Origin of the sequence: Ligilactobacillus aviarius subsp. aviarius DSM 20655, from assembly GCF_001436315.1 — a bacterium.
In the GTDB taxonomy this organism is placed as follows: Bacteria; Bacillota; Bacilli; order Lactobacillales; family Lactobacillaceae; genus Ligilactobacillus; species Ligilactobacillus aviarius.
Genome location: NZ_AYZA01000016.1, coordinates 1 through 19375 on the forward strand (window position 1 = coordinate 1; position 19375 = coordinate 19375).

At 39.3% G+C, this 19375-nt stretch carries 12 protein-coding genes; 1 reads left to right on the plus strand and 11 read right to left on the minus strand.

Going from position 1 to position 19375, the window contains the following annotated elements:
- From FC33_RS02715 to yjeM, 9 genes are all read right to left on the minus strand, one after another.
- Positions 1-1976, minus strand: a 1976-nt coding sequence (locus FC33_RS02715; protein ID WP_155519389.1) for a prealbumin-like fold domain-containing protein, incomplete at its 3' end; no start/stop codon positions are given.
- 425 nt (positions 1977-2401) lie between these two features.
- Complete coding sequence (locus FC33_RS02720; RefSeq protein WP_057827090.1) at positions 2402-3499, minus strand: family 20 glycosylhydrolase; 1098 nt, start codon at positions 3497-3499, stop codon at positions 2402-2404.
- 210 nt (positions 3500-3709) lie between these two features.
- Positions 3710-5572 carry a Cys-Gln thioester bond-forming surface protein gene (locus FC33_RS02725; protein WP_057827091.1) on the minus strand — a complete coding sequence of 621 codons (1863 nt, stop codon included), beginning with the start codon at positions 5570-5572 and terminating at the stop codon, positions 3710-3712.
- A gap of 186 nt (positions 5573-5758) precedes the next feature.
- A complete protein-coding gene (locus FC33_RS02730) occupies positions 5759-7180 on the minus strand; it encodes a flippase (protein ID WP_057827092.1) in 1422 nt (473 codons plus the stop codon).
- A 71-nt stretch (positions 7181-7251) separates the two neighbouring features.
- Entirely contained in the window at positions 7252-8367 is a 1116-nt protein-coding gene (gene glf / locus FC33_RS02735) for a UDP-galactopyranose mutase (protein ID WP_057827093.1), read from the minus strand.
- Between the two features lie 128 nt (positions 8368-8495).
- The gene (codA, locus tag FC33_RS02740; RefSeq protein ID WP_057827094.1) at positions 8496-9731 is read right to left on the minus strand and encodes a cytosine deaminase; all 1236 of its coding nucleotides are present in this window, start codon (positions 9729-9731) and stop codon (positions 8496-8498) included.
- Positions 9732-9733: 2 nt separating this feature from the next.
- The gene (locus tag FC33_RS02745; protein ID WP_057827095.1) at positions 9734-11104 is read right to left on the minus strand and encodes a cytosine permease; all 1371 of its coding nucleotides are present in this window, start codon (positions 11102-11104) and stop codon (positions 9734-9736) included.
- 170 nt (positions 11105-11274) lie between these two features.
- Positions 11275-13242 carry a hypothetical protein gene (locus tag FC33_RS02750; RefSeq protein ID WP_057827096.1) on the minus strand — a complete coding sequence of 656 codons (1968 nt, stop codon included), beginning with the start codon at positions 13240-13242 and terminating at the stop codon, positions 11275-11277.
- 102 nt (positions 13243-13344) lie between these two features.
- Positions 13345-14859 carry a glutamate/gamma-aminobutyrate family transporter YjeM gene (gene yjeM / locus FC33_RS02755; protein ID WP_057827097.1) on the minus strand — a complete coding sequence of 505 codons (1515 nt, stop codon included), beginning with the start codon at positions 14857-14859 and terminating at the stop codon, positions 13345-13347.
- 177 nt (positions 14860-15036) lie between these two features.
- Between yjeM and FC33_RS02760 the strand changes: the two genes are divergently transcribed.
- Positions 15037-15918 (plus strand): beta-1,6-N-acetylglucosaminyltransferase, encoded by an 882-nt coding sequence (locus FC33_RS02760; protein WP_057827098.1) that lies wholly within the window; start codon positions 15037-15039, stop codon positions 15916-15918.
- A 30-nt stretch (positions 15919-15948) separates the two neighbouring features.
- Here FC33_RS02760 and FC33_RS02765 read toward each other — a convergent pair whose 3' ends face one another.
- Positions 15949-16989 carry a glycosyltransferase gene (locus FC33_RS02765; protein ID WP_057827099.1) on the minus strand — a complete coding sequence of 347 codons (1041 nt, stop codon included), beginning with the start codon at positions 16987-16989 and terminating at the stop codon, positions 15949-15951.
- Positions 16990-17086: 97 nt separating this feature from the next.
- Complete coding sequence (locus FC33_RS02770; RefSeq protein ID WP_057827100.1) at positions 17087-19372, minus strand: GH25 family lysozyme; 2286 nt, start codon at positions 19370-19372, stop codon at positions 17087-17089.
- Positions 19373-19375: the final 3 nt, after the last annotated feature.

Genomic DNA, 19375 nt, shown 5'->3' on the forward strand with positions numbered 1-19375 from the left:
TTAATGTTTGAACTTGACTTCTTGCTTAATGAGCTCTTTACACTTGAGCTCTTCTTACTGCTTGATGAAACCTTGCTTGAGCTTGACTTCTTGCTTGATGAAATCTTGCTTGAGCTTGATTTCTTGCTTGATGAGCTCTTTACACTTGAGCTCTTCTTGCTGCTGCTTGAAATCTTGCTTGAACTACTCTTCAAACTTGATGATTTCTTGCTGCTTGATGAACTCTTAATGCTTGAGCTTGACTTCTTGCTTAATGAGCTCTTTACACTTGAGCTCTTCTTGCTGCTGCTTGAAATCTTGCTTGAACTACTCTTCAAACTTGATGATTTCTTGCTGCTTGATGAACTCTTAATGTTTGAACTTGACTTCTTGCTTAATGAGCTCTTTACACTTGAACTCTTAATGCTTGAGCTTGACTTCTTGCTTGATGAATTCTTAATGCTTAAACTCTTAACTGCGCTTGATTGCTTGCTCGAACTATTACTTATTGATGAACTTGAACTTTCATTTGATTTGTCAATGATAATATTATTCTTTGTTTCACTACCATTAATTGTAATAATAGGCTTATTATTAACAATTTCTACAGTAATTGTTTCATTATTTAGCTTGTAACCTGTTGGGGCCTTAATTTCTTTAACAGTATAAGTTTCACCATTTGTCAAATTCGTAAATTTAACCATTCCCGTTGCAGTCGATGTTACTTTTTGATCTTGACCGTTACCAGTTAATTCAAATACTGCTCCTGGCAAAGCTTGACCATCCGTATTTTGTTTGTCAAACACAACTCCATCTTTAGGTTGGGTTCCCCAAATATCGTTGCTCCACGTATTTACAACTATTCCTTGGGCCGTATTCGTCTTCGTTCCGTCTGGATTTGTTTGATTAGCCTCGTTATTCCACTGCTTTACTACTTGATCAGGTGACAACTTTGTTTGATAAGTAATTGTATATGCAATTGTTTTATATGAAACATTAGGGCCGAACGAAATTCCACCAGATGCACCATTAGAACTAATGTTATTATTATCACTTAAAGCAATTGCCACATTATTATCATTAATTTGCAAATTAAATCCATTTGCACTTGTCGTATAAGAACCAAGTCCACTATTCTTCAAATCATTGCTTGAAATTCCGGTTGCACCACTCATATCACGCACAATTGTGATGTTTTCCCATTGACCATTTGGTAATTGGCCAAAAAATTTAATATGAAATGTATTTGGTAAGAAGGTTTGCCCATCTTGAGCAGTATCTGAAATCGTTGTAATTCCTGGTTTACCTAACACACCATGAACTTGCCAATTAATGTTACCTGTCCGGGTGTCAATAGCCCCTGACTTTGATACTTGACCTGTTGGCATAACAATATTAGGTGTTCCGCCTTGTTGAATACCAGGATCATTCCATGATGGAACTTTTTGACCTACCGAAATTGTTGGCGTAGGAAGTTCGCCACCTTGCGGCCACGGATTAGTCTGCGTTGGATTTGTACCTCTTTCAACAGAGATAGTTCCAGTAAATTGGAAATCTCCACCATCAATTGTCTTTAATCCAGCAGCAGTTTTATTAAAAGTAATTGTTACCCCCGTCTTAGTTACATCAATTCGACCCATATCTTTTCCGTTATCAGGATCATTAGGATTATCAGGATTGTTATAAATTAACGGTTGTTGATGAGGAATCCCTTGAATCCCTGCACCATTTTGAGTAGCTTTGGGAAAGTTAATTGTGATTGTATCTCCTGCTTTAACAGGGTAATCCTTCTTCCCGCTGAAGTGAACATGAAATGTAACTTTTGAACCTGGCTTAGCTGTTCCAATATTAGTTGTGACTGAATCAACCATGGAACTCGTTACGTCATCTGCTTTAATTTCACCACAATTGCTTCCGCTTAACGCCGGAGAAATTGCAAGCAAAATCGAAGCAATCACTGTAACTAGCCGTAAAAGCTTTTCTTTTACTTTATCCAATTTTACACTTACCTCTTTCTTTTTATTTAGTACCTATTGTGAAAGAAATTTCAATCTTCGTCTTACAAAATATAAATTGTATGACGAAGAAAACATTGCAGTAAATTAGTTGAATTTTCTTTATCTGGTACACGAATTAATTATATATATGTACATCGGCATATGTCAATCTTTAGTCTTTAACTTAATTAAGTCAAGATTGTAAATTTGTGATGAATCCGTACTTTATTTTAAAATATCAGTTTATAGTTATTAAATAAATTCTTTAGAAGATCATTTCACAAAATGTTCAATATTCAAAGCTAAATTTAGATAATTTTTATTTAAAAATATTAATTTCGTATTCGAGTTACTGAGTTACCTAGTTGATTCCCTTATTTTCCTCAATTATAAATAACTATTCTTAGATTTTAATTGGTATTAATTTAATTAGGATTATTATTTTCTGTACTATTTAATTCTTTTACCACTTGAATTAGCCTTTGAACATCAATTTTAGGATTATCTCCCCAAAAACAAATTAACTGTCCCGTTGTTGGAACTTCATTTTGATGACTGTCAGGATTGTTTGACCATGTTTGCCTATCGATCATATTAAAATTTTGATAATCATTTTGATTAAAGCGAGTAATAAAGTTCTGCACAAGTTTTTCATTATTTAAATCGCTTAGATTTAAATAATTATAGGTAACATTGGCATTAATCAGTGGATGATGAATTAAATTTTCGACTGTTGCCCGTTCTTTAAAAAGCAAACGCAACTCTGGACTTGCTGTATTCGCTCCTCCTTGTGCCCAATATGCAACGGTGATTTTATCACTTAAATTATTATGTTTCATAATTGAATCATTCCAAATAATTGAGCGAAAACCCTTTTGATTTTCATAAGCATTTAGCTTATTAAAATAAGTCATTAATGCCTCATTATGGGTCCCGTTTCCAGCAACTTCATCGCCGCCTAGCATCATATAAGGATATTTTTGTTTACTGCAAGCTTTATTCAATTCGTTATTGATTTGTTCCACCAGCTTTATCGTTTGTTTATTAGTGTAATCAAGAGTATCATCATCCATTTTAACCTTGCGGGCTAGCTTCGGCGAATGCTCACTTAATAAAGATAGTAATGCTTTACAGTGTCCCGGAGTATCAAAGTCTGGAATCAAAATAATGTGATGCTTCCGCGCATCAGCTGTAATGGCTTGTAAATCCTCCGCACTCAAAGTATTCGGCGCCCCAACATTTCCTAGTATTTTTGACTGAAATGTAACATGTTCATCATCATTTAAATGCAGGATCAAATAACTAAATCGCTGTGGATTCATTTGCGCAATAACCTGCTCAATTTCGTATTTGGTTAACGGACACCGGGCTACATCCAGCAAAATTCCGTTTCTTTCACTTATTTTAGCAGCATTCGTTTGATTTTCTTCCTGCATAACTTGCTGATTTGTTTTTGCATATACAGATATTGGGACGAGTAATAAACTAAAAATCGTAACAATTATAATTTTGATCTTTTTCAAGATAAACTCCTTTGATTTGCATAATAAATTTAATCATTAACCTACCTGTCATTAAAAAAAATCCTTTTCCATTCGTTCCATGAATCAAAATTCAGATCGCTTACTTTCATCTAAATCATTAACAATTATAATAACCCTTTTAAAAATTTTGAAGATAAAAAAAGAAGGATGTTTTCACATCCCTCTTTTTCGAGATTTAATCAAATTGATTTAATTGCGTTTCCGTAATGTAATTGCTCCAGCTGCTGCTAAAAGAACTACCCCTGCTGCAATCAATGATGTTGCAACGGCTTCACCGGTTTGTGGCATGCCGTGACCTTCACCTTGACCTTGACCTGTTCCCTTACCAGAGTTTGTGTTGTTGTGAACACCAACTACAACTGCTTGCTTAGTTGATGATATGTTCTTTTGGCTGCTTGATACAGCTGAACTGTTCTTTACACTGCTTGAGTTTGCTTTGCTGCTTGATACAGCTGAACTCTTTACACTGTTTGTGCTTGCTTTGCTGCTTGCAATTGATGAACTTTTTGCACTGCTTGAGCTCTTCTTGCTGCTTGATACAACTGATGAACTCTTTGCACTGCTTGAGCTCTTCTTGCTGCTTGCAACTGATGAACTCTTTACACTGCTTGAGCTCTTCTTGCTGCTTGATGAGCTCTTAACTGATGAGCTTGAGCTTGACTTGCTGCTTGATACAGCTGAGCTACTCTTTACACTGCTTGAGCTTGGCTTGCTGCTTGAACTTGATGATTGGCTTGAACTCATTGCAAACTTAATGTTAAGGCTTGCCATGTTAGTTTCCAACCCAACCATGTTTTGCCATGGCTTCTTTTGACCTTTATCTGGTCCGTAAGTCATTGTACCTTCAGCTTCATTTGAGTGATAGTAGTCTGCAGTTGCAACATGAAGATATGGGCAAAGCATGTTGATCTTTGTAGGATCCGTTGAAGGTTCAAATACTACATGATATGTTTCACCTGGTTCAAGTGTTGAAACTGCTTGGCCTTGAGCATTAACAACTTTGTAGCCATTCATGCTTGAAGGTAATGTTACGTCTCCACCCTTAACTTGGAATCCTTCTGATTCGTGAGTTGATGGATCAACGGTCAATGTGTCATTAGCGCCAATTGGTTGGCCTTGAGCATTTTCAAGAGTAACTCCATTTTTAGCCGCATTTTGTGAATCTAACGGATGTTGTTGAGCATAGTTGTAAAGTGCTCTTGATAATGGATTTTCTTGATATTGCTTGCTCCATTGTGAATCTGCAACGTTATCACCTGGCACATTTCCTTCAACGCCCCAAATGGCATCTTGAGTCATATCATATTCATATTGAGCTTCTGAATATTGTGATGATGATAATTTATTTTTAGCAAGATATTGTTGATACCATTGGTCAACTTGAGCTTGACTGATTGGTCCGTTATGTTGGGAACCGCCAATATTATTTGGATAACCGGCATACAATACCGCAGCAACTTTATCGACTGATGCTGCACTATAACCATTGGCTTCTGAACCATTCCATAAATCTGAACGGTTGTAATGAACTCCCCCTGCCGGGTTTTCAATTAATGGATTGCCATTAATCCCGTTTGCTTCTGGGTTAAAATTGTCGGGATCGTAACAATATACCACTTCACCATCATGATCCGGTCCTTGAGTTACTTCCCAACCATCATCTGCTGTTGCCGGTGTTGGCATTGTTCCTGAAATAACATATGGTCCTTCTTCAGAAGAAGCATTCGCTGCTAAATGCATTACTTTCATTGAGTGTTGAGCAACACTTGCATTAGAAGCAGAAGTTTGTGACCCTTTTACTGTCGATGACGATGCCGACGGTTGTGACATTGCTTTACTTGAAGCAACCGTTGTTAATACCCGAGAACTCATTTGTGAATTTTGTAATGAGCTCTTTGCTTTTGAAGAAGCAACAACTTGTGAAACTGCTGCTTCTTGTGAGCTAGAAACTGTTGTTGCACTTACAATTGGCATACTAGCAGTAGCTAATGTCCCGAAAGCAAGTACAGCTGTTCCGAATGAATACAAAGATTTTACAATATTTTTCTTCATTCTCACTTATCCCCTTCTATTTATTTAATAGTAAATTCAATTACCATTATTAGTGATATTCCTAGTCTTTATAGAGTTCAAACTTTAATGCTCGATATTTATTGTTTTGTAAATTCCTTTATTTTTTCTTAATATTCAAAAATAAAAAAAAGAACGATTCCTCGTTCTTTAATTTTTCCAATTTATTTATTTTCTTTTTTTGATTGATCGGAAAATAAAGTCTAAACTCGTTGGCCGCAAAAGAACAATCATTCCTCCATAAATTACAGCTCCGATAAGCACTTCCAAACTAAGCGTTACCACACTTGGATGTAATCTCACATTCATAATAAACACCGGAATAAACATGGCAATCCCCGCAATAATATATTTCGGAACATTTTTAAATAATTGACGCCATTTAAAAATCTTGCGCGTACATACTAACTGGTAGCCAGTAACAATTGTTTCTGACAAAACAGTTGCCCACATTGCTCCATCTAATCCCCAAAGTCTGATAAAAAGGAAATTAACGATTAAGTTTATTACTGATCCTAAAACAACTGAAATTGTATAGTCTTTCATTCTATTAGTCGGCACTAAATACTGCTGTCCAATTGTATTACTCCATGAAATCATCACAATTACAATCGATTCAATCATCATTGCCGGTCCGACCGGGCCAAAGCCTTGTCCATAAAAGAAGGGTGCTAATTTATAACCAACTGCAGCCACTCCAAAGGCCATTGCAACTGCAAGAAATGAGATCATATCAAATGAACGATATAGCATTCGTTTCATTCCATCTTCATCACCTTTAGAAAAAGCGGCGGCCATATGGGGAAGCATCACCGTTCCAAGAGAAGTTCCTAAAGATAGGACCATTTTTACCAAATTATCTGAGTTTTGATAAAATCCTGAATATTTAGCCCCCATCATTGATCCCAACATCGTTTTGTTAAGTTGCAAATAAATTGAAATTGCGATTTGCGGAATAAACATGACAATCACAAATTTTAAATGTTTAAATACATGCAACTTTATGCCTTTGATCGAAACAAGTAATTTTCGCAAATGCGGCCACAGGGTCAAGTTTCCAAATAAGTTTGAAAATGCAATGATAAAAATGTATAAACTGACATCACTTGGTTTTTTAATCAAAATAAAAATCAAAGCCAATGATAACAGCCGCACCATCGTATTCCGCAATACAGTCCGTTTGAAATCTTCAATTCCTTGATATAACCATGAAACATCAAGGGCAGCCCCAATAATATTTAATGACTGAATCCATAGGAAGACCGTATAACGGTCATAAACATGAAGAAAAATAACAAATGCGAAATATGCAATCGTTGTTGTAAAAAACTTAAGAAATTGGATTTCCCAAAAAGTCCGCGACATTTTTTCCGGATCTTCACGGACATACGCAATTTCCCGCTGCCCATACATTGCGATTCCTAAATCGGCCATCAATACGAAGTACTGAATAATTGAGTTAGTATATGCGTTATACCCGACCCCGGCTGGGTGAAGGACCCGGCTGATGTACGGAGCCGTAATCAGCGGAACGATTAGGGCTAAGATCTGGTACCCAGCATTATATAAGTAATTCTTTAAAACTTTCATCTAATCACCTATAAAAGAAGAGAGAGCGGCAATCCCACCTACTCTCTTCCTTGATTTTATTTTCGAATCAATTATTTTCCAAATTCTTGTTCAACGGTTACTAAAGCAGCACCAATAACTTGGTCCATGTTGTAGTAACGGTATTGACCTAACCGACCGCCAAAGATAACATTGTCGGCTTCATTTTGAGCGAGTTCAACGTACTTCTTGTACAATGCGTTGTTCTTGGCATCATTGATTGGGTAGTATGGTTCGTCACCGCGGTGCCATGTTGCAGGGTATTCCTTGGTGATGACTGTCTTACCCTTGTCACCTTTTCCGAATTCAAAGTGCTTGTGTTCAATGATCCGGGTGTAAGGAGTTTCCTTATCCGTATAGTTAACAACGGCATTTCCTTGGTAATTGTCAACGTCAAGTTCTTCGGTTTCAAACCGTAAGCTTCGGTATTCCAATTCACCTAACTTGTAGTCGAAGAATTGGTCGATCATTCCGGTGAAGACGATCTTGTCGTAATCCTTCAAGTATTCGTCCTTCTTGTCAAAGAAGTCGGTGTTCGTTTCAACCGTGATGTTGTCATCATCTAACATCTTTTCAACGATTTGGGTGTAACCGCCGATCGGAATTCCTTGATATGGATCGTTAAAGTAGTTGTTATCGTATGTAAACCGAACTGGAAGTCGCTTAATGATGAATGGTGGTAATTCCTTTGCATCCCGACCCCATTGCTTTTCAGTATATTCCTTAACAAGCTTCTTGTAGATGTCCGTTCCAACAAGTGAAATAGCTTGTTCTTCTAAGTTTTCAGGCCGTTTACCATGCAAAACTGCCCGTTGTTCTTCGATCTTCTTTTCAGCTTCTTCAGGAGTAATCACGCCCCAAAGCTTGTTGAAAGTATTCATGTTAAACGGCATGTTGTAGATTTCGCCATGGAAGTTTGCAATTGGACTGTTTGTGTAACGGTTAAATTCAGCAAATTGGTTTACATAGTCCCAAATTTCCTTCTTTGAAGTATGGAAAATGTGAGCCCCGTATTGGTGAACTTGAATGCCATCAATTTCCTTTGTGTAGATATTTCCTGCGATATGGTTCCGCTTTTCAATTACATGAACCTTGTGACCGCGTTTAGCTGCTTCATGAGCAAATGTTGCGCCGAAAAGGCCGGCACCAACAACTAAATAATTTGTCATTGAGTTAAATCTCCTTAATTTCGTTGTTTTTTTCACTTATCAAAACTGATGTAATACTAAATCATTATTGATAATCTCGCTTGCTTTGTCAAGATTCCTCAAAAAAATTTAAGATTTTTTGCAAGGAACTAGAAGTTGAGATGAACTTTTTTCGGTTGGGTCTCAACCAAAATCTTTCCGTTCCGAATCGAATATAAAACTTCGGCATGTTGATTTAACACGTCATAGAAGTTTGGCCCATTAACGATCAGGAAGTTTGCCGGTTTACCAACTTCAATGCCGTAATGATCGGTAATATGCAACGTCTTGGCCGCATTCGTCGTGACAAACTGATAAGCATTTTTCAATTCAGTGTAGCCCATCATGTGACCAACGACCATTCCCATGTACACCGGATCAAGCATATTGCCGTCTCCCATTGGATACCATGGATCTTTAATATCGTCTTCCCCGAACGAAACATTGATTCCGGCATCCCGTAATTCCTTAACGCGGGTCATTCCACGCCGTTTCGGATACGTATCGAACCGGCCGCCTAAATGCGTATTGACCAATGGATTAGCAACGAAATTAATATGTGAAAGTTTAAGCAACTTAAACAGTTTGAACGTATAGGCATCGTTATACGACCCCATTGCCGTTGTATGACTGGCAGTTACCTTATCACCCAGTCCGGTTTCATAAGCTAAAGTTGCCAAGGTTTCCAATCCCCGCGCTTGCGGATCGTCGATTTCATCACAGTGAACATCGATCAATAAGTCATTTTTCGCTGCCAAATCAGCAATAAAGTGCAGTGATTCAACCCCGTATTCGCGGGTAAATTCATAATGCGGAATGCCGCCTAACGCATCCACACCCATCTTAACGGCTTCTTCCATCAATTCCTTTCCATGCGGAAATGATAAAATTCCTTCTTGCGGAAAAGCAACCAGCTGCAATTCCACAACATCCTGCATTTCTTCCTTAACTTCAAGCAATGCTTTTAAAGCCGTCAGTTGCGGATCAGTCACATCGACATGGCTTCGAACTACTTGAATTCCGTTTGCCACTTGCCGCCGAATCGCCTTTCGAGCCCGTTCCTTAACGTCTTCAATCGATAACGTTTCTTTGCGTTCAGCCCAAATATTAATTCCTTCAAATAACGTTCCCGTTTCATTCCATCGCGGTTGACCAGCCGTCATGGTGGTATCTAAGTGAACATGTGAATCAATGTACGGTGGTAAAGCTAAATTTCCGTTACCGTCAATCACCTGTTCATTCTCATTCGGTTTCAATCCCGTTTGAATCGCAACAAACTTGCCGTCTTTGATCCGTAAATCAACATTTTCATTCTTTTCCGCTAACTTGACGTTTTTAATTAACATAGTTATCCCCTTTTCTGTAAGATCCAATGTTGGCCAATTCCGTATAACACTGCGCTAATGATCATTGCAATGAAGGTGGCGCCGGTTACATTCACGATCACCGGCACGTGTTGAAGAAGGTTGTAGATCACAATTCCGATGATCCATACTGCAAAGGCAAAGTAATTAACTCCACCGTGATACCAGTTCTTGCCGTTGACCTTTGTCAGCTCATCAATTTCGTATTTTTGATGATGAACCACATAGAAGTCGGTGATCATAATTCCGATCATTGGGCCTAAGATCATACCAATGTAATTCAAGAATGCCTCAAACGTGTCCAAGAAACTGCCGACGATCAACGGAATAAACGTTACAAAGGTGGCAAGAATCGTAACGATCCATAATGCCTTACGTAATTTGATCTTATGGAACAGGTTGTTTAACGCCGAGGCCGCTGCCATTAGGTTGGCTGCGTTCGCCGTCATACTCGTTAACACGATCACGATCATCGCTAACACGCCTAAACCAAGCTTATTCGCAATCGTACTTGGATCAGAGTTGTTCGGATTAAATTGGCCCGATGTAATCGCAATGCTGATCGTTGAAACCACTCCAATCAATGCAAACCACAGAACACCAATCAAAGCTCCCCAGAACGAAGCGTGCGTTGCCGCCCCTTTCTTGGCCGTAAAACGGGTAAAATCAGCTCCGGCTGTGACCCAGGCAAGGTTAAAGGCCGCTAAAATGTCCATTGCGTGGCCAGCTTTCAATTGTTCTGAATGCGGAACGACCCAGGTTACTAACTGGTGAAATGACACCGTCCGGAAAACAACAATCGATTCCCAAATCACAAAACCAATGACAAAGATAATTCCGATCCGTTCGATAATTTGGATTGAGCGTTCGCCCATTGAAACGCTGATCAAGTGCAAGACACTCATTACTAATACTCCGACGATCACGCCGAAAATCCCCGTATTTGAAGTTGCATTGTACGTCTTCCAACCAAAGAAATCATGGAAGAGGATACTTAACGATGTTGCCGCAATAAAAGTATTTACCGCTGTCCACCCGACAAACTGAACCACGTTGATCACCGATGGCACATAACTACCGCGAATTCCAAATGAACTCCGGGTCAACGCCATCGTGCTAACGCCGGTAATGTATCCCATTAAACCAACGAGCGAAAGCAGAACATATGACAATGCCGATGATGCAATCAAAACCTTAGTTGCGAGCACCAAGCCGCACGCCGCAACGACCCCGCCAATGTACCATGTTCCGTTATTTGCATTCGCACCGATCCACGTTGCAAACATATCCCAGTGCGACATATGCCGGTTCGCAACCGGAATCTGTTCAATTGGATAAGTTTTCTGTTTTTCCATTAATCAGCCACCCTTTCTCATCAAAAAAATCGGACTACTGGCATTCAAAATCCAATAGTCCGATTAATTCAATAGCTATTATTCGTCCACGTTGTAAAATGAATGCTCACTGACATCCTTTATTTTGCTCTGTGAACTATTATTCCATTTTTAATTTTAAAATTCAATTATTATTTTCGTTTCTTTGAGAAGAATGCTCTTCCTGAAACGATCATAATTGCCAATCCTACTAGACTGTATACCCAAGTATACGGATCCATTCGGGTTGCCGGTAAAATCCCTTGAATCGGCAATGTGACCCGGCGAACATTTGAAACCGGATGAGCAGCATTCCGATGTTTCAGCGTCAATCCTTGTTTTGAAGGATTTGATGCTTTTGCTGATTCATGGCTTGCCTCATGAAGCGCCGCAGCCTTATCCATTTTCTTTACAGCTTTAGCGGCTTTTGAATTTGAAAAGTGCATTTCATGCTTCAATGTCCGAATCTGTTGTGGATTCAAATGAAGATTGCCGTTTTGATCGACCATTGGCTGTGAAGCCTGTCGAACAGCACTCTTGGCTGCTTGGTTCTTCGCCAATCCAGCGACCCGTTCTTTCCGCGTCGAACGCGATTCAGCTTTGGTCTTTGCTTTAGCTGCTTTGACTGATTTTGCCTTTGCAGATTCAGTCTTTGTCTTGGCTGACTTGACTGCTTTAGCCTTTGCATGTTCGGTCTTCGCCTTGGCATTTTTATGTGATTTTGATTCCGCTGGTTTGATCTTCTTGGAAATTTTTGGCAACTTCTTTGAAGAATGATCAATTTTTGCCGGAATCTTTATCGTTGATGAAGAATGATTCAAGTTAATTGAAACCGAGTTCTCCTTCACCGGTCCTGGTTCAGGCACCGGAACAACGATAATGATACTTTCACGTGAATGGTGTCCATTTCCCTTTACTGAAGATGAACTGGCCCATTTACTTGACTTCGAAATTGACGATGAAGATTTTCGATTGCTTGACCAGCTTAACAGTGACGAACTCATCATTGAAGAGTGCTTGTCGATTGAAGAGCTCTTAACCTTTGATTCACTTCGCTTTGAACTTTGCGATGAATCAACTGATGAAGACGTGCTTGAACTCTTTGAAACCGGTAGTTTCTTCAAGCTTGATGAACTTGCTGTCAATGATGACGAGCTTGACTTCACCAGACTACTTGATGACGAACTCAATCTCGAAGATGAACCTTTACTCCGACTGTTTGATTTTTCTGAACACCAGCCCGGATGACGATGAGTATCTTTATCCGTACTTGATGCAGAAATAAGTGATGAACTCGAACTTGACTTCGAGCTTAATGGAGATGGAATAATAATCGACACTGGTCCTGGGCCATAGTCAATAATGATTCCCTTTCCATGGTATGACGAGCTTGAAGACCATGAGGAACTGTTTGATCCTGAGTTCACATGCGGAAAGCTGCGGGTAATTGCTTTTCCATCTTCATCATCTGACGAACTTGAAATCCGACTTGATTTCGAATTCAACGATGATGAGCTTGCCTTAATTACCGCCGAATGCGCATTAATTGATGAACTTCCAATATTGTCGTCATTTCGGTTTGACAATGAGCTTGAAAGTCCGATAACCGGGACAACTGGAGCCTTTGATGCAGTGTTTCCAGTGCATCCGCCAGTCATGCCACCAATATCGATCACGCCGCCAGCACCGATTGCCCCAAAGTCCATGCTGCCAAAAGCAGCAATAATTTGGGCAATCTCGCCGCTATTTGCGTTAACCGTAAATGTAATTACCCCGTAATCGCTCCCGTATTCGAGCGTCAACGTTGCAATTTCTTTTCCGTGACTAACGACTTTAACGGAAAGTGTCTTTCCCGTGTACTTCCCGTGTGGAAGCAATACTTTTACCTGATCACCCTTCTTAAAGTTCCGAATCCGAGGTGACCACAGAATACACTTTCCGCTCTCTGAATTTTCAATATTAGTTTCGCTTAACGATGAATTTTGAATTAATTGACTAGCTGCAGAAGGCATTAAATCAGCACTTCTGCTTGAATTATTTACACTTGCAGCATTTGTGCTACCAACGACCCCCATGATTGATAGTAGCAAGGTAAAAAGAACAATTTTATTTTTTTTCATTCTAACCATCCTTTTTTACCGTTCAACTCTCTATCATCATTTTACCCATCTTTGTTGATTTTGGAAACTTAAAATTCGAGTTTATATCTTTCTTAATAAATTTTACCGATTAGAAACAATTTCTTCATTTTGCTTGTGAGTTGCATGTGCATATAATGCCCACCCAACTAAGCCGAAGAAGATCGGCCCGAATGCTGTCCAAAAGGCAGTTGAATAATCATGTTGCAAAACCGGTTCGATACATGTGAAAATAATGCTTACTGCAATTACGATCCACACGATAATTGAAACGATCCATGTTGTTGATTGCTTTTTATAGAAAACAAATGGCCGGTCAATGTCTTTCTTCATCTTGAAGAACGGGAAAGCCCCAATCAAGAAGAGGTATGGGGCAGCTGACGAAACATTCATCATATCTGTCAAAACGGTAAAGAATGTGCTGGCTGCATCCCCACCAAAGGCAACAAATAAAATGATGGCAATTACCACAACGGCTTGCAGCCACATTGCACTCGCCGGCATTCCCTTATCATTTAATTTTGTCAATTCCTTTGGTAGTAAGTGCGTATCGCACCCTAGGACAAATGACTTAATCGGTGAATAAATCATCATAAATGCGCCGCCGATTCCGGCTAAAACATCCGTTAACCCGGCAAAGTGGGCAAACGCTAAGCCGATTCCTTGAGCTCCGCTGGCTGACATGCCGAATGCCTTACCGATTTCAACCCCTAAGTTGTTAATAATGACATATTCACAGTTTGCAAGGTTAACATTGCTCTTTCCTAAAACGTGACTCCAGTTAGTTGAAAAACCGCACATCACGATCATTACAATATAAAGACTCGTCATCAACAGCATCGCCGTAACTAAAGCCTTCGGATAAGTCTTTTCAGGCCGGTCAACCGAATCGATCACGCCTGAAGTTGTTTCCAACCCCGCAAACGCAAAGATTGCGTATACAAGGAATGAAATGATTGCAATCGGGCTTTGGAAACTTGCATTTGGTGACCGCAAAAGATTATTGGTTCCTGAAATGCTTTCAGCTAATACTCCGTGGTGCATGATCAGCACAACAATACTTAACAAACTGAATAAGATTGAGATTGCAAACGCAAAAATTCCGCCAATACTTGCCACCTTGGCAATCTTATCAACCCCGCGGCTGGCCGCAAACGTAACGATTAAAATGAACAGTGCCCCGAGCATCCCCACAACTTCGGTTGATGAGAAGTGCCAAAAATGCCAGCTTTGGGTTTTATCTGATCCAAACAGCATCGTTGATACCGAAACGATAAAGAAGTTCGTTGATGAAACCAGCCAAATGATCCATGATGCAAGCCAAATAAACGTCCCAATAAATGCAAATTTTTCATTCGTTGAGCCGCGCAACCATGAATAAATTCCACCTTTTGCTTCCCGAAATGAAGCACCGTATTCAGCAAACATCAACGCTGACGGCAGGAAGAATAATAGGGCTGCCAAAATATACCAAATTACGCTCGAGTAACCCATCTGGTAAAACGCCGTTAGCGAATTACTGAATCCAAAGATCGCTGAGAAAATCATTAAAACTAAACTACCATACTTAATTTTGTTCTGTCCGGGGTTGTCGTCCATTAAAACCATTCCTTATCTGATTAAATTTTCTATATTATAGCACGATTTTAATTTGTTTTTAATCTTTTTCAAATATTTATCTAAATTTATTGCAACTTACTTCCCAATCAAATAGTAATTCAATTTCACTTGTGCTAAAATCGCTTTATGATTTAAAGGAATAAAGAGGGATCCCTTATGCAAGCTGTTTTAATCTTAGCTCATAAGAATTTTGATCAGGTTGCCCAGCTTTCAAAGTTGCTGCAACGAAAATTTGAAATTTACATTCATTTTGATAAAAAATACAAATTGACCGCGCAACAAATTGAGTGGTTGCAAAAAAACTCAATTCATTACATTTCAGAAATTGAAGTCCACTGGGGCGGATGGTCAATTGGTGAAGCTGCTTTCCGGTTAATGAAACTCGCTTTAAGTAATCCGCAAATCACCCACGTTCATTTGATTTCCGGGCAAGATTGGCCGGTAATAAACATTGATGACCTATACAACTTTTACGAAAATAATAATCATATTTACTGTGTCTATCACAAAGCCAGTGAATATCGGATCACCAACGAATTACCTGAATGGTGGCAGAAGTTCTACTTTAACTACGATACCGTGAACCGGCGAACGTTCTTCGGCAAGTTCTACCATCGTTTCTTACTGTATGGGCAAATGCTGTTCCATGTTAATAAACTCAAAAAACTTGGAATCAACTTAGAACTTTATCACGGCGCTAACTGGTGCGACTTGCCCCGCGATGCAGCCCAATATTGCATTGATTATATGGATAATCATCCTGAATTTATTAAGATGCTTGAAACCGGCGCATTTTCAGATGAATTCTGGGTTCAAACGATTTTGTGCAATCGTTCTCAATTCCGGTCGCGAATCGTAAATGATTTCCACCGATATGTTAAATGGGAACATCAAAACGGCGGCTGGCCGGCTAACCTTGATAACCGTGATTTTGAATTGATCACTCGAAACCCTGATTATCAATTTGCACGCAAATTCGAACCTGAATACTCAACCGAGTTAATTCAAAAATTAAATCATTACTATCACAATGACTAAAAATGATGTTGGAATTTCCAACATCATTTTTTAATTGTTCTTATGTGCTAAGGCTTCAACTTTGGCTAATGCCGTCTTCGTATAGAACCCGTCACGTAATTTAGCCGCTAACTGTTCAGCATTGTGCTTCAATTCCAAATACTGGTCTTTCGTTACGTTCGCTAATACTTCATCAATCCGATTCAAGTCATCAATTACAATTCCAACATTGTGCTGTTTAATAAAATCAGCGATTGCCGCTTGACTCCACGTGATGACTGGAATTCCTGAACTTAAGTAAAGCGATGTCTTATGCGGATTATTGTACCGCATGTAATTGCCATCGATTCCAGAACATTCCGTAAGCGATTCGCCGTCCCAAACAAGGCCAAAGTCTTCATTTAAGAAAGCGGGGATCTCTTCTGGCGTTTTACTGCCGCGATAGTCAATTGAATCCCCATATTTTAATGGATTAACGCCGTAAACAACAAACTTGGTCTTCGTATTCAACTTTGTCAAAAAGACTGGCTTGTATAAATTACCTGCAAAGTTAACATTCTTGTCAAAGTTCTGCATTTCATTGATTGGTTGCGGGTTAATGTAGTCAAAAATTTCAAGGGAAATCATTGGAACTTTGACCCCATTATCTTGCAACCACTTTTTCATTTTTTCATTGTGAACGATCAACCCATCAAACTTATTAAAAAGCTTGATTTCGTTTTTAGAAAAGTCACCCTGGTTTAACTTCGCCGTTTCATTGGTCCGCAAAGTCTTAACATCGTGAACCAAGAGATAAAACGGACAATTATTGTACTTCTTCAGTTCGTGCAATGCAATGTAGCTCATAAACCGATTATATCCAGAATACTGAAAGACGATTAATTCCGGATCAAGTTTGTAAAATGACTTTAACTGACCACTGATTGCTTTAAAAAGGTATGACAACCGGGCCTTCTTCCCTTGCGGATTTTCAACCACGATACTTTGGTAGCCCTGATCTTTTGCAATCGTAATAATGTCATCTTTGGCCTTTGAACCCGCTGTATTAGCTTGGCTCGTTTGTTCTTGAACTGTTACTAAAATCTTCGTCATTTTACACTCTCCTTAACATCAGCTTTTTTAATTATAGTTAATTATTTAGCAAAAGAAAAGAGGTGCAACCGAATGTCACACCTCATCTTTATTCAAATTAAATCAAATTTCCAACCCGGTCAAAGATGTATTTCTTACCATCGATCGTAATTGTTGTGTTTTTAACTTGCGCACCCGTTGCCGGATCAAAGTATTGTTTATGACCACCAATTACTTGCCAGCCGTAAACCATGTTACCTAAGCCATTGTAGTAAACTTCTTTGTTTTGACTTGCGATCCAAACATATTGGTTCTTCGCTTGCGCACCCGTTACAGTGTCAAAGTATTGCCACTTGCCATTGATCTTTTGTTGGCCATAAACCATGTTGCCTAAACCATCATAGTAGACTTCTTTGTGTTGGTTACCGATCCAGACATATTGGTTCTTCGCTTGCGCACCCGTGATCGGATCGAAGTATTGCCAATGACCATTAATGTATTGTTGGCCATAAACCATGTTACCTAAACCGTCGTAGTAGACTTCCTTGTGTTGGTTACCGATCCAAATATATTGGTTCTTCGCTTGCGCACCCGTTACAGTGTCAAAGTATTGCCACTTGCCATTGATCTTTTGTTGGCCATAGACCATATTGCCTAAGTCGTCATAGTAGACTTCCTTATTTTGATTTGCGATCCAAACATATTGGCTCTTCGCTTGCGCACCCGTTACAGTGTCAAAGTATTGCCAGTGGCCGTTAATATTTTGTTGACCGTAGACCATATTACCATTGCCGTCATAGTAAACTTCTTTGTTTTGGTTACCGATCCAAACGTATTGGTTTCTTACAGCCTGACCGTTCTTGTAGAATTGCCAGTGACCATTTACAAATTGTTGGCCATTCAATGCTGCTTGACCGCCACGCGCAAAAATACTTGGGTTATAGCAGTGACTCAAATCAAATGTATAACTGATTCCTGGACAATGACCGTCATCATTGTATTGCCATGCTCCATATTGACTGTTCCAGTAGTTCGTTGGTGAATATGGATACTGAGCCATCCAAATCTTGTTATGCGCAATTGTATTCAATACTTGTGGGTATTCGTTTGCATAGCTTTGGTATGTATAAAGAACTTGGTTCGTGTATCCCCGATTGCCTAATTCTTTCCAGAAAGCACTCAATGATGAACCAACTTGGCCGTTCTTGGTGTAACCTGATTCCAAGTCACAAATAACGGCCATGTCCTTTGGAACATTTAACTTTTGAAGAACACCTGCTAAATAGTCAGCTTCTTGGGTTGCTTGAGCTGGATTAGCAAATCCGGCATAATGATAAACTGCAACATTCAATCCCGCTGCTTCAGCATTTTGGATTTGTTGGGTTGCATATGGGTTAACATAATCACTATATTGAGATGTCTTAACGATTACATTCTTAATGCCGTATTTCTTCAATTGTTGGAAATCACTGACTGACATATTCGGTTGATAACTTGAAATATCAACTGTGTCAGGAGTTACATAGCCCTGGTTTTGACTAATATCAATGTACGGTGTCCCTGATGCAGCAAATGAAACCGGCATCACTGGTTGAGTTTGCGTTGCTGCTTGGGTCGTACTGGTTGAATTCGTCGTTGCCTTTACAGTTGAAACTTCAGTTGATGGATTTTGTTTCAACTGAGCATCATTTGCAGGAGTCAAGTTAACTGGTGTTACTTGACTAACCTTCATGTTTGCATCATTTGAAACTGAAGGTGAATTCTTAACGGCTGAGTTTTCGTTTTGAATCGTCTTTTCAACCGGTGTATTTGCAACGGATGACTTAATCGAGCTTGAAACTGATTGAGAACTACTCTTAGCAGCCTTTACTGAAGCTGATTGTGCAACCTTTGAAGTTTCCTTTGAATTACTCTTAGCCGCTTGGCTATTTGTTTTTGAGGTTGCGGCTGTTGATTGTGCTGGTTGAACCGCAAAATTCATTACTTGAGCCTTTGCAGGTGATGAACTAACACTTGTTTTTGCTTGAGAACTTAAAGATTCCCGCTTTACTGATTGAACACTTTCAGCTGGGGTTGAAGTCTTAGCTGAAGTTGAGACTGTTGAAGCTTGATTTTTAACGCTTGAAACTTCATTACTTTTTACAGTTGCAACTGGTTGACTGTTACTTGAACTAACCGGCTTTTCTGAACTGCTTGTTAATGCAACTGATGATGATTGAATTGCTTGTTGTTTTTCATCGTTGGTTGATTGAATCTGTTGTTGGCTTGAAGAAGATGGCGTAGCAAATTGAATTGTGTCAGCAGATGCCGAAGTGGTTCCAAGGGCTGTTAATCCGAAGAAAACGATTGGGGCAAAGACCCACTTCTTTCCTGCTTTATACATTTTAAAACGTTTCTTTTCCATCAT